This window comes from Kribbella endophytica, assembly GCF_054781295.1.
Map to the genome: position 1 here is coordinate 2168458 of NZ_BAAGUR010000001.1, position 12139 is coordinate 2180596.

General features: G+C 71.4%; 10 protein-coding genes. 6 read left to right on the plus strand and 4 right to left on the minus strand.

What is annotated here, in order from left to right:
* The first annotated feature begins 129 nt into the window (after nt 1-129).
* Nucleotides 130-1512 carry a type VII secretion integral membrane protein EccD gene (gene eccD / locus ACYVIO_RS10340; protein WP_460650450.1) on the plus strand — a complete coding sequence of 461 codons (1383 nt, stop codon included), beginning with the start codon at nt 130-132 and terminating at the stop codon, nt 1510-1512.
* Between the two features lies 1 nt (nt 1513).
* A complete protein-coding gene (eccB, locus tag ACYVIO_RS10345; RefSeq protein WP_460650451.1) occupies nt 1514-2938 on the plus strand; it encodes a type VII secretion protein EccB in 1425 nt (474 codons plus the stop codon).
* Nucleotides 2939-3000: 62 nt separating this feature from the next.
* On the opposite strand, the gene ACYVIO_RS10350 is transcribed toward eccB, so the two are convergent.
* The 3 genes from ACYVIO_RS10350 to eccCa all read right to left on the minus strand — a co-directional run bounded on the left by ACYVIO_RS10350 (nt 3001) and on the right by eccCa (nt 9135).
* Entirely contained in the window at nt 3001-4731 is a 1731-nt protein-coding gene (locus ACYVIO_RS10350; RefSeq protein ID WP_460650452.1) for a hypothetical protein, read from the minus strand.
* A complete protein-coding gene (locus tag ACYVIO_RS10355) occupies nt 4731-5111 on the minus strand; it encodes a hypothetical protein (RefSeq protein WP_460650453.1) in 381 nt (126 codons plus the stop codon). The genes ACYVIO_RS10350 and ACYVIO_RS10355 overlap by 1 nt, the downstream gene beginning before the upstream one ends.
* A gap of 61 nt (nt 5112-5172) precedes the next feature.
* Nucleotides 5173-9135 carry a type VII secretion protein EccCa gene (gene eccCa, locus ACYVIO_RS10360; RefSeq protein WP_460650454.1) on the minus strand — a complete coding sequence of 1321 codons (3963 nt, stop codon included), beginning with the start codon at nt 9133-9135 and terminating at the stop codon, nt 5173-5175.
* A 148-nt stretch (nt 9136-9283) separates the two neighbouring features.
* Between eccCa and ACYVIO_RS10365 the strand changes: the two genes are divergently transcribed.
* Both ACYVIO_RS10365 and ACYVIO_RS10370 read left to right on the plus strand, forming a co-directional pair.
* Nucleotides 9284-9595, plus strand: a complete 312-nt coding sequence (locus ACYVIO_RS10365) for a hypothetical protein (RefSeq protein ID WP_460650455.1) — start codon at nt 9284-9286, stop codon at nt 9593-9595.
* A gap of 22 nt (nt 9596-9617) precedes the next feature.
* The gene (locus ACYVIO_RS10370) at nt 9618-9914 is read left to right on the plus strand and encodes a hypothetical protein (RefSeq protein WP_363667727.1); all 297 of its coding nucleotides are present in this window, start codon (nt 9618-9620) and stop codon (nt 9912-9914) included.
* Between the two features lie 61 nt (nt 9915-9975).
* Here ACYVIO_RS10370 and mycP read toward each other — a convergent pair whose 3' ends face one another.
* Nucleotides 9976-11253, minus strand: a complete 1278-nt coding sequence (gene mycP / locus ACYVIO_RS10375) for a type VII secretion-associated serine protease mycosin (RefSeq protein ID WP_460650456.1) — start codon at nt 11251-11253, stop codon at nt 9976-9978.
* Nucleotides 11254-11372: 119 nt separating this feature from the next.
* On the opposite strand from mycP, the gene ACYVIO_RS10380 reads away from it, so the two are divergent.
* Both ACYVIO_RS10380 and ACYVIO_RS10385 read left to right on the plus strand, forming a co-directional pair.
* Nucleotides 11373-11756 carry a YbaB/EbfC family nucleoid-associated protein gene (locus tag ACYVIO_RS10380; protein WP_460650457.1) on the plus strand — a complete coding sequence of 128 codons (384 nt, stop codon included), beginning with the start codon at nt 11373-11375 and terminating at the stop codon, nt 11754-11756.
* Entirely contained in the window at nt 11756-12109 is a 354-nt protein-coding gene (locus ACYVIO_RS10385; RefSeq protein ID WP_460650458.1) for a hypothetical protein, read from the plus strand. The genes ACYVIO_RS10380 and ACYVIO_RS10385 overlap by 1 nt, the downstream gene beginning before the upstream one ends.
* The last annotated feature ends 30 nt before the right edge of the window (nt 12110-12139 follow it).

A 12139-nucleotide genomic window follows, 5' to 3' on the forward strand; every position in this document is an offset into this window, starting at 1 on the left:
GTTCGACCGACCGTAGCCAGCCGGGGCCGCTGGCCGGAGGGAGTGGCCGCAAGAGGTCAGCAGCGCCCGCCGGGGCCGTCGTACGCCGAAAGTGTGCAGTGGAAGGGAAGTGGACCACGGAAGGTTGCCATGAACATCACCGGACTTCTCCGCGTCACGGTCGCGACCCCGCAGCGCCGGCTCGACCTCGCGCTGCCCGAGCAGTCGACGGTGGCCGAGGTGCTACCCGGCGTACTGATGAAAGCCGGCGAGCACCTCGCCGACGAGGGCGCACCGGGCGGCGGCTGGGTACTGCGTCGTGCCGACGGTAGTGAGCTCGTCCTGGGCCGCAGTCTGAGCTCCCACCGGATCCGCGACGGCGAGATCCTGCACATGGTGCCACGGCAGCTGGAGTGGCCGGAGCTTGAGTACGACGACCTGGTGGACGCGGTCGCCTCGGGCTCAGGCCGGCTGGGTGCCGTCTGGTCGCCTTGGCACACCAGACTCGCCGGACTGGTTTGCGCGGCGGCCGCGCTGGTCGTGGTCGCGGTGACGATCCTGCGGATGGGTGCGCCGTGGCACGAGCCGGCTGGGTGGTTGCTGATCACCACGGTGGTGCTGGTCGCCGGTGCAGTGGCCCTGGCACGCGTGGTCGGCGACTCCGGAGCCGGCGCGATGGTCGGTGGCATCGCCTTGCCCAGTGCGGCTCTCGGCGGCGGTCTGCTGCTCGCCGGTACGGCGGCCTGGCCGGCGATCGGCGCACCGCAGGTCCTGGCCGGCAGCGCGGCACTGATGCTGGCCGGTGTCGGGTGCTACCTCGGGGTGGTCGACGGGGCGGTGCTGTTCGTCGCGGCTGCTGCCACCGGCGTACTGGGTGTGCTTGGTGGCTGGATCGGGACGTCCGAGGCGCTGGACAGCCGGGACGTCGCTGCGATCCTCGGTGCGGCGCTGCTGGCGTTCTCCCCGGTGCTCGCGTCGCTGGCGCTCCGAATGGGCAGGCTGCCGATGCCGATCCTCCCGCGGACCACCATGGACCTCGTCCGTGACGACCCGCTGCCACCTCGCAAAGACGTGTACGGCGCAGTGGTCCGGGCCGACGGCCTGCTGACCGGCATGCTCGCCGGACTGTCGATCGTGCTCTCGGTCTGCGAGGTCCTGCTGGTGATGGCGGAGACCAGGTCCGCAACGATCCTGGTCTGCCTGCTCAGCGCCGGAGCATTCCTGCGCACCCGGCTGTACCCGATCGTGAAGCAGCGACTGCTGCTGCTCATCCCGGCCGTGACTGGTGCGACCGGCCTGGCCCTGGGACCGTTGACCCGGCAGCTCACCGACCCGGTCGCCGTGATCGCCCCCGGCCTGCTCCTGCTGGCCGGCCTGGCCGTCTTCTTCGGGTTGCGCTACAGCAACCGCCGGCCCAGTCCGTACCTGAGCCGCTACGCCGAGGTCCTCGAGATCGTGGTGGTCCTCGCCCTGATCCCGGTGGCCGCGGCGGTGCTCGGCCTGTACGGCGTGGTCCGGGGCTGGGGAGGCTGAGATGGCGACCAGGAAGGACCAGCTGCAGTCTCACCAGTTCTCCGTCCAGCGGATGGTGTCGGCCTTGGTCACCCGCGAGACCGACCCGGAGCAGCCGCCGTTCAAGCGCCCACTCGCCGCCGCTTTCGGCGGAGTCGCGATCCTCGTACTGGCCTTGGTCGTGGCTGGGGTCTACGGCCTGATCGTGCCCGGCGGCAGCAAGGCCTGGAGCGGCGGCGATGTGGTCGTGGTGGAGAAGGAGACCGGGACGCGGTTCGTGTACGTCGACGGGCATCTGCACCCGGTCACCAACTACGCCTCCGCACTGCTTGCCCTGGGCAAGAATGGTGAGGTACGCCGGGTGTCGCGCCGCTCGCTGGCCGACGTACCCCGTGGACCGCTGATCGGGATCGAGGACGCTCCGGACGCGTTGCCGGACCGCAAGCGGCTGCTCACCGGTGGATGGACGCTGTGCTCCGAGCCCGCGCTCGACAGCAGCGGCGCGGCCAGCAGCGAGTCGGTGCTGATGGTCGGGTCCCGGCCGGGTGGCGCGTCCGCGATGGTGGACGCCGCGATGCTCGTCGAGGTGATCGAGACGCGTGACTGGTACCTGATCTGGAAGGGCTACCGGCACCGGATCCAGAAGTCCGACACCACCACGGTCGGCCTGGCGCTCGGGTCGGAGCCGTGGGCCCGGGTCGGCGCCGCGTTCGTCGCCGCGCTGCCCGACGGGGAGCCGATCGCGCCACTGGCGATCGCCGGCACCGGCAAACCGTCGTACGCGGTGCAAGATCGGGGTGGGGTGCGCATCGGCCAACTGTTCGTCGTGACCACGGCCAGCGGCGCGCGGCAGCACTACGTGGCCCTGAAGGACAAGCTGCGGCCGATCAGTGCGCTGCAGTACGACGTGCAGCGGGCGTACCGCCCGGTTGCCGCGGCGTACGGCGGGAAGTCGCCGAGCGCGTTCGAGATCGGGCTGCTGTCGCTGAGCCGCGCGGAGTCGCCGTCGACCGCCGCCGACCAGGGGCAGACGCCGCGCAGCCGGCCCAATTTCGTTGCTCCGCGCAACGGTCAGGGGACGGTCTGCGCGAGCTACCAGCCCGGTGATCCGGTGCCGTCGATCGCGATCGACGCCGCGATGCCGATGCGTGACGCAGCTGCGGCGACGGTCAAGCGCGGCAAACTCGGTACGGCGCTGGCCGACCGCGTCCTGGTCGAGCCCGGCGCGGCCGCCGTGGTCGAGGCGATGCCGTCGGACCAGGCCAAGGCCGGTACCGTCTCGGTGATCACCGACCTCGGCCGCACCTACCCGCTGGCCGACCCGACCCTGCTGGAAGCCCTTGGCTACAAGGGAGTCGTGCCCGTCCGCATCCCGGCCCAGCTGGTAGCGCGCATTCCCCAGGGCAGCGGCCTCGACCCCGCCGCCGCGGTCCGCCCGGTCCGCTGAACTCCCTGGCACGAAGAACCGGCCCGGACATCGGTTGATGTCCGGGCCGGTTGCCGTGCGGGTCAGGTGGCCAGGCGGCCGACCCGCTTCTGTGTCTCGACTGCCTCGGCCTCCTCGACCTTCCACAGCTCCTCGTCGAGCAGCTGGATGGTGTCGATCGGCTTGTCCCGCTCGTCCTTACGCCGCCGGTTGTTCACCGGGAGCATCGGGAACGCGCCGGGCAGGTCCCGCCCGGCCTTGCCGCGCAGGCCGACCGGCACACCCGGCGTCTCGTCCTCCTGCGCCTTGCGCTTCCGGTTCACCGGCCGGATCGCACCGGTGCCCGGCTTGCCGCCGCGACCGCTGCCACCGGCACCCGCCGCGCCGCCCATCGGCGGCATCATCGGCGAACCGCCCGCCGGCTGACCGCCGCCCGTACCGGCAGCCGTCGTACCGAGTGCCGAGCCGGAGCCCGTGGGCCCCCGGCCGACGCCGGTCTGGTTGGGTGGGGCGATCTGCTCGCCGGCCCGCGGGATCATCTGCTCTCCCCGCAGGTCGGCTCCGGTCTTGCCGAGGCCGAGGTCACCACCGCCGCCGCGAAGGCCACCCAGGCCGCCGCCACCGCCGAGGCCGCCACCTCCACCCAGCCCGCCGCCGGCCTTGCCGAGCGCGGGGAGCGGGCCCAGCTTGCCCTTGCCCACCAGACCCGAGCCGTTCGAGCCCTGGCCGTTGGTGCCCGACCCGATCGGCATCAGCGGCAGCCCGCAGGACGGAGGCAGGGGCAGACCGTTGTTGGGCAGGGTGGGTGTCGGGACGTTCGGAAGCCCACCGTTCGGGAGGGTCGGCAGGCCACCGTTCGGCAGCCCACCCGGTGGTAGCCGGGTCAGCTCGGTACCGCCAGGCCCGCCGGCCCCGCCAGGGCCACCGACCGGGTCCGCCGGTCCACTCGGAGCTCCACCGGCTCCACCACCGGGACCACCTGCAGCCCCACCAGGACCGCCCGTCGCGTCGGCAGGCCCACCTGCACCTCCACCGGGACCACCCGCAGCCTCACCTGGACCACCCGCAGCACCACCGGGTCCGCCGGCCCCGCCACCGGGACCTCCACCAGCACCAGCCGGACCGGCAGCAGCCGGATTGCCCGGACCACCGCCAGGCGGTACGCCGTTGCCGGCGCCCGGGCCGTCCCACACGAGCTGCGAGGCCGCGGAGGTGATCTGCTGGCCGGTGCCTTCGTAGATCGTGCCCAGCAGATCGAGTGCGTCCCCGAGACGAGCGACGGTCGGCCGGATCTGGTCGACGTACTGGTTGGCGATCTCGGACTCGGTGGCCACCATCGCGGCCCCGGGCTCGTTGATCGTGTTCGCCGCGTACTGACGGGCGAACTGGATCTGCCGGTCGGCCTCGGTCTTGATCACCGCGGCCTGTTCGACGGTCCGGGTGATGTTGTCGGCGAGCGAGGTCAGGGCGTTGACCACCCCGGAGCCACCGGACGGCCCCGAGGCCGGTCCGACGATTTTCCCGTGGGCGCTGGCCAGGGAGTTCGCCGAGCGCTCACTGCGCCCGCTGAACAGCTCCGCCGCGTCGTCCGTCCACGACGTCATCACCTGCTTGGTGGTTCGCGGAAGTTCCGTGGACGCGTCGAAGATGCCCTTGCCCGCCTCGGCCCACGCCTCCTTCGACGCGGTCACCGAGGCGACCATGCGCTGCTCGCCGGACGCGACCGTGAACAGTTGGTTGAGCGCCGCCTCCAACTGGTCCAGCGTCGTGGCACTCGTGACGCCGGCGCCGTCGTTGTAACTGGTCTTCGCCATCAGTTCCCTCCTGGGTCGGGGGTGACGAACCGTGGGTCGGTGGTGATCGGCCCGGTCGGGGGCTTCAGCAGCGCGTTCATCGTCGCGGTGTTCGCTGTGATCACGCCGGCGTAGTTCTGATGGGTCGCGCCGGCCGCGGACTGGTACCCGTGAAGGCCCTGCGACGTGGCGGTCATGAACTGACCGAGCGTCTGGCGGGCCTGCTGCTCGCTGGTGATGAACGCCGCGCCCTCGGCCATCGAGCTGACCCCGGTCGCGCCTCCGCCCTTCTGGGCCGCGGTGCCGGCGTAGTTGTCGAAGTTGCCCGCGACCGTTCCGAGCTGGCCGCTGAACGTACCGATGTCGTCGGTCTCGCGTGCACTGATGAATTCGCCTGCCATCGATCCTCCTTCTGCTGCGGTGCGGCTCCGGCCGCACCGGGGAACTGACGTCGGCCGGCCGTCACTCGGACCGGTCGTCCGACGGGGGATGAGTCAGCTGGACCAGCTGACTGTCGCCTTGCCGGTTGACCAGGAAGCCCCGGCCGGGCGGCAGTGGCTGGGCCCGCAGGCCGCCGAGCAGGATGCCCTCGTCACGGCTGCCGGACAGCTGCAGCCCGGGCGACCCGACCGCGCGGATCTTGGCCAGCACCGGTTCGAACAGGCCGCGCATCGCGCCGCCGGTCCGCCGTACGGCGTAGATCCGCAGCCCGATGTCGGCCGCCTGCGGGATGTAGGGCAGCAGCGGCATCAACGGGTGTCCTTCGCCGGTGGCGACCATGTCGTAGTCGTCGATCAGGACGAACACGTCGGGGCCCTGCCACCAGGACCGCTCGCGCAGCTGCTGCGGGGTCACGTCCGGCCCGGGCAGCCGTTCCTCCAGGATCTGCACCAGCCGGTTGATCAGGTTCTCGGTGACCTGGTGGCCGGTGCCGTAGCCCAGCAGGTTGGGGCCCTCGACCGACCCGAGCAGGCTGCGGCGGTGGTCGATGACCAGCAGGCAGGCCTCGTCGGGGGCGTAGGTCTCCGCGATCCGCCGGCTCAGCGTCCGCAGGAAGGCGGTCTTGCCCGACCCGGTGTCGCCGAGCAGGATGAACGTCGGGTTGGCGTTCGGGTCGAGCAGCACCGGTTCGAGGCTGCGCTCGGCGACGCCGACGGCCAGCCCGGCCTCCTTCGAGCTCGCGCCGTTGCCCGCTTCGTACGGTACGTCGGACGGCAGCAGGCGGACCTCGGGTGCCGAGACGCCCGGCCAGGCCTCGGTGACCGTCCGGACCAGTTGCGCCAGGCCGACCGAGACGCGCTCCTCGCCCTGCGGCTCGGTCAGCCGTGGTGCCGCGATGAGGAACTGGTGCCGCCCGGTGATGATCCCGCGTCCCGGCGCCCTTTCCGGTACGAGCGCCGCGGCCCGCCGGTCGACCATCGAGTCGATCGGGTCGCCGATCCGCAGCTCGAGCTTGGTGCCGCACAGGTCCCGGACGTTGGTGCGCAGGTCGAACCAGCGCGCCACACTCACCATCAGGTGGACGCCGTACGCCAGCCCGCGGGTGGCGATGTCGGCGAGCAGTTGCTCCAGGTCCTCGAAGTCGTTGCGGATCGTCGCCCAGCCGTCGACGACCAGGAACACGTCGCCGTACGGAAGGTCGGCGAGATCGCCTTGTCTGCGGCGTTCCCGGTAGGTCTCCATGCTGTCGATGCCGAGCTGGGCGAAGGTCTTCTCGCGCTCGGCCACGATGCCGAGCACTTCGATCACACTGCGGCGTACGGCGTTGACGTCCTGGCGCCCGGCCACGCTGCCGACGTGCGGCAGGTCGCGGATGCCGGTCAGGACGCCGCCGCCGAAGTCGAGGCAGTAGAACTGCACGTCGCGCGGCGAGTGCGTCAGGGCCAGCGCGCTGATCATGCTCACCAGGGCGGTGCTCTTGCCGCTCTGCACCGAGCCCGCGACGGCCACGTGACCACCGCCGGCGGACAGGTCGAGCAGCAGCGGATCGCGGCGCTGCTCGAGTGGGCGGTCGACGACACCGGCGACGATCTGCAGCCGGCCGGGCGTGAACCGGCCGATCGGGTACTCCGCAGGTCCGGTCGGCAGCACCGTGCCGAGCGCGGGCGCCTCGTCCAGCGGCGGCAGCCAGATCTGGTGCGCGGGTGTGCCCTTGCCCTCGAACCGGTCGACCAGAACGTCCATCAGGCTCTCGCCGATGGTCTCGTCGAACACGCCGTCGGGGTCGGTGACCTCGTCCTCGTCCTGCTCGACCGCGGGTGCGACGTACGCGCTGGAGTAGTCGAGCAGCTCCACGCTCTCGTCGCCGAGCACCGGCAGAGCACCAGGCACCGGACGCCGATGCACACCGGACACGTACGCCGAACGGAAGCGGTCCATCTGCTCGGTGCCGACCCGCAGGAACCCGTGACCGGGGGCGCGAGGCAGGTGGAACGCGTCGTTGACGCCGAGCACCGTACGGCTGTCGATGTCGGAGAAGGTCCGCAGGCCGATCCGGAACGACAGGTGCGTCTCCAGCCCGCGCAGCCGGCCCTCCTCGAGCCGCTGACTGGCCAGCAGCAGGTGAACGCCGAGCGACCGGCCGACGCGGCCGATCTGGACGAACATGTCGATGAAGTCGGGCCGGGCGGTGAGCAGCTCGCTGAACTCGTCGCAGATCACTAGCAGCGTCGGCACCTCGTCCAGCGGTGCGCCGGCGGCCCGCGCCTTCTCGTAGTCGCGCAGCGACGAATAGTTGCCTGCAGCCCGTAAAAGCTCCTGGCGGCGCAGCAGCTCACCGTTGATCGCGTCGGCCATCCGGTCGACCAGGTGTAGTTCCTCGGCCAGGTTGGTGATCACCGCGCTGGTGTGCGGCAGCTTGTCCAGCCGGGTGAAGGTCGCGCCGCCCTTGAAGTCGACCAGCGCGAAGTTGAGCGACCGTGGCGGATGGGTGATCGCCAGCGCGAGCACCAGCGTGCGGAGCAGCTCGCTCTTGCCCGAACCGGTGGCGCCGATCAGCAGGCCGTGCGGTCCCATCCCTTCCTGCGCGGACTCCTTCAGGTCCAGCTCGATCGGCTGTCCGTCCGACCGCAGCCCGAACCGGACCCGCAGCCGATCGCGGCTCGGCTTCGGCAGCCAGGTGTCCTCGGGATCGAACTCGAACGGGTCGCCGAGATCGAGCAGCTCGGCCAGACCGAGGTCGGCGCTCAGCGGTTGCTCGCCGTGCGCACCGGCCGTCAGCCGCAACGGGGCAAGCTGCCGGGCCAGGCCTTCCGCCGTACTGAGGTCGAGGGTGTCGGCCTCGCCGATCGGCTCCGCGCCGTCCATCGTCTCGGCGTGCATGGCGCCGTCGGCCTCGACGTCGAGACTGATCGCGCTGGAGTCGATCGCCCGCGGTGGCGGGAAGGTCAGGTCGACGACCGTCACGCCCTCCAGACCCGGGCCGGCCAGCAGGTGGTCGGACCCGTCGGCGATCCCACCGTCCAGTACGACGACCAGATGCGGCCCGGCGACCCCGCCCGCGGTGTCCGGATCGAACCGAGGGCGGTTCGTCAGCAGGTCGTCGAGCATCGCCTCCAGCGCGGTGATCGTCGGCGCGATCAGCCGGATCGGCCCGAGCGCGTCGCTGCGGTCGGGGTGGAGGGCGTGCGGCAACCACTTGACCCAGTCCCACTCCTCCCGGCGCTCGGCGCTCGTGCAGACCGCGATCCGCAGGTTGTCCGGCGCGTGCAGGGAGGCGAGCTGCGCGACCATCGCCCGGGCCAGCGACCGCGACCGGTCCTCGTCGCCGGGCAGGTAGATCCGCGCGAAGCCGGTCACCGCGATCGCCAGCGGCAGGTTCGACACCGTCGCGTATGTCGACACGAACCGGCGCAGCGCCAGGGCCGACAACGGCTCGAGCCGCTCCAGCGGCTGGGTGTCGGGCGGAACGATCGTCGTCGCCGGTCCTTGGCGGCCGACGCCGATCCGGGTGACGCCGAAGTCGGGGTCGTCCTGGCGGCGTTCCCACAACCGGTAGCTGCTGACCAACGCCCACAGAGATCGGGGATCGGGGTGCAGGTAGTGGAGCGTCTCACGCTGCTGGTCGACGGAACGGCCGAGCCGCAATCGCTGCTGGGCAAGGTGTCGCAGGTAGGTCCGCCGGGCCTGGCCCATCTCGACCTTGCCGGCGCCGCCGTTGCGGCTGAAGACGCCGGCCACGATCATCCCGATCATGGCCAGGCCGAACAGGCCGAAGATGACGTAGCGCAGGCTGCTCGCGATGCTGCCCGAGAACATCAGCATCATCGCGCCCATCATCGCCACCATCGGCAGCACCATCAGCATCTGCGTCCACTGCCGGCCACCCGGTTCCGGCACCTCGGGCGGCGCCTCCAGCAGCAACTCGCCACCGGGCAGTTCGGGCGCGGGGCGCCGCATCGGGCGACGTACCACCACTGTTGCCATCGTCAACCTCCACGGGTTCGCTCCGCTTCGATCATCACGGGCGTGACCGGGGACCGGCCGGTGGTGGCAGGAAGGTGTCGCCGGGACCGGGGCGGGGACGGCCGTCCCTACCTTGGCGGGAGGTACCACCACCAGGAAGGAGCAGAGGATGAGCGACTTCATCCAGGGTTTCACCGAGAGCATGACCCAGCACGCGAACCGCACCAACGCGTACGGGCAGGACCTGGGCGGCAACGCGACCCGGGCGGCCTCGACCACGATGGACCTGAACGGTTCGTGGCGCGGTCCGGGCTACACCGCCGCGTCGTCGGTCGGTGACGGTTGGCAGAGCGGGGTCCGTCCGCACCACGCGCGGGTGGAGAACCGGTCCGCCGGCGTCTCCGGCATCAGTTCGCAGTACGACAACACCATCGCCAGCAACGTCCAGGCGGTCAACAGCGTCGGTTCGCTGACCGCCTGACGAACCGGAAGGAGAACCACCGATGCCAGAGATCTATCAGGCCTTCAGCGGGATCGGCATGTCCGCGCAGTCCCTGCGCGGCGTCTCGTCGGACCGCACGATGATGGCCGAGGACGAACTGCGCGCGGCGAGCAACCTGGCCAGCGGGGAGTGGACCGACAGCGCGTCGGACGGCCACTTCGCCGCGACGCACCAGGAGGTCACCGGAACCCTCGGGGCCGCGGACCACGCACAGAACCAGGCGGTCAAGTGGGACCAGTGCGCCGCCGACGGAGCCAGCACCCTGGCCACCTGCCGGAGCATCGCAGCCAGCCTGTAACCGCACGCACGACAAGAGGCCCCGGCCGGGCGTTCCGGCCGGGGCCTTGCTGCGTTGGGGTTCAGGCGAACAGGCGCTCGGGTGGCAGTTCGGCGTCGGCGGCTGGGCGGCGGCGGACGATCTCCGTCCGTCCCGCGGCCCACCGCCGGCGCCGACCGGCGACCAGCAGCGCACTGCCGACCACGATGACGCCCGCGCCCGCGAGCGCCAGCCCGGTCATCCAGCGCGCCTCGGACCCCATGTTCCGCCACCAGGCCGCCAGTGCGAGCGCGTCGTGGTCCGGCGGCGCTGCCTGCATCGGCGCCAGGTCGCGCGCCGGCGTACCGATCATCGCCTCCGTCACCGCACGGTACGGATCGACGATTCCGGCGCCGTACTGCTGACTGTCCGCGCCCCCACGTGCCGGAGTAGCGGTCGCCTTCAACCGCTGGATGACCTGCTGGGCATTCATCTTCGGGTACGCCGCCCTGACCAGCGCCGCGCTCCCGGCCACGAAGGGCGCAGCGAAACTCGTCCCATCGGAGTACGCGTGACCAGTCCGCCGCGCCGCCGCCAGCACCGAGCCGCCGGGCGCCACCAGGTCGACGTACGGACCGAACTGCGATGCCTGCAACCGCGCGCCGCTGCTGTCGATCGCGCCGACGCCCAGCACGCCCGGGTACTGCGCGGGATAAGACGGCAGTACGCCGGGAACATCGCCCTGGCGGTTGCCGACCGCGGCGACCACCACGACGTCCTTGCGTACGGCGTACGCGACGGCGGCGCGAACCGGCGCCTGGTCCTGGTCGCCCGACATCGACAGGTTGATCACCCGGGCGCCCTGCTCGACGGCGTACCGGATGCCCTTGGCAAGGATCTGCGGGTCGATCAGCTCGGCCTGCCCGTTCTGCCCGGCCTCCCGCTCGCTCACCCGGACCGGCAGGATCCGCGCGCCCGGCGCGACGCCCTGGAAACCAACGCCCGACGCCTGGTCGGCCGCGATGATGCTGGCGACGCCGGTGCCGTGGGAGACGCAGTCGAAGTTGCCGGGCAGCGCGCCGACCAGATAGAAGTCGCGCCCGCGCAGCACCTTGCCCGCGCGGTGTAGCTGAGGATGATCGGCGTCGACCCCGGAGTCCACCACGGCGACGGTCACGCCGCTGCCGGTGCTGAACGGCCAAGCCCGCTGAGGTTTCAGTACTTCCTGGGCCCAGGGCAACAACCGCTCGACCGGCCGCCCGGGCTCGGGATTGCTGCAGGCACCGGGAGGCGGAGCCGCCGAGGCTTGGGCGACCATCGGGCCCGACAGCACGACGGCAGCCGAGATCAGCAGGACCGGAACGCGCCACCTCGTCTTCACCCCTCGAGGGTCCCGGAGGTCGTCTGCGCTTCGGACGCTGTGGCCGGAAGAGGTCAGCTCCCGTTCGCCGCTCGTACGGCGGGAATAGTGGGCGAGGACCAACGGACTGAGGAGGCGGAATGAGGTCTCGCGACGAGAACGGCGCCGGGCAGTCGCTGCTCGGCCAGCTGGAGGCCGCCGACCGCCGGCTGCGGGAGTACCGGTCGGTCAGCCAGGACACCGCGGGCACGGCCCAGTCCGACGACGGCCTGATCGAGGCCACCGTCGGCCTGTACGGCGAAGTGCGCGAGCTCGTCCTCGACCCGAGGATCTACCGGGCCGCGGACGCCACCGCACTGGCCGAGTCCGTCCGCGACGTGATCAACGCGGCCGTCGCGGACGCACAGGCGACCGCGGCCGGACAGCTGTCGTCCTTGTTTCCGGGCGGTCTGAGCGACCCGTCGGACCTGGCCTTCGAACCGCTGAACGCCGAACTGCGCAAGCACCGCCGAGGAGGATTGTGATGAGCCAGGGCCCGATCAACTTCGGCGGTGTCGGCGACATCGACATGTATCCCGAGGAGACCCGCGCGGCGATGCGCCGGCTGCAGCAGGCCGGGACCGACTTCGGGTCGCGCTGGAGTCTGCTCAGCGCTGCCATCCGGGTCGGCGAACTCGGATCGACCACCGGCTTCGACACGCTGAGCACAAGGTTCCGGGAGACCTACAACCCGGCGAAGCCGCCGATCCAGCAGGCCTCGGACGCCGCGAGCGGCAACGTCGGCGGGATGGGCAGCCAGGGCAGCGAGATGGTCGGCAAGTACGTCGAGTCCGCCGAGCGCGACGTGGCGCGGATGCGCTCGGTCGGCGACCTCTGAGCAGGCGTGACCACTCCTGACCCGGGCTGC

Coding starts and splice junctions, on each gene's coding strand:
- eccB (WP_460650451.1), top strand. CDS start 1,514: ATGGCGACCAGGAAGGACCAGCTGCAGTCTCACCAGTTCTCCGTCCAG.
- ACYVIO_RS10385 (WP_460650458.1), top strand. CDS start 11,756: ATGAGCCAGGGCCCGATCAACTTCGGCGGTGTCGGCGACATCGACATG.
- eccCa (WP_460650454.1), bottom strand. CDS start 9,135: ATGGCAACAGTGGTGGTACGTCGCCCGATGCGGCGCCCCGCGCCCGAA.
- eccD (WP_460650450.1), top strand. CDS start 130: ATGAACATCACCGGACTTCTCCGCGTCACGGTCGCGACCCCGCAGCGC.
- ACYVIO_RS10350 (WP_460650452.1), bottom strand. CDS start 4,731: ATGGCGAAGACCAGTTACAACGACGGCGCCGGCGTCACGAGTGCCACG.
- ACYVIO_RS10355 (WP_460650453.1), bottom strand. CDS start 5,111: ATGGCAGGCGAATTCATCAGTGCACGCGAGACCGACGACATCGGTACG.
- ACYVIO_RS10370 (WP_363667727.1), top strand. CDS start 9,618: ATGCCAGAGATCTATCAGGCCTTCAGCGGGATCGGCATGTCCGCGCAG.
- ACYVIO_RS10365 (WP_460650455.1), top strand. CDS start 9,284: ATGAGCGACTTCATCCAGGGTTTCACCGAGAGCATGACCCAGCACGCG.
- ACYVIO_RS10380 (WP_460650457.1), top strand. CDS start 11,373: ATGAGGTCTCGCGACGAGAACGGCGCCGGGCAGTCGCTGCTCGGCCAG.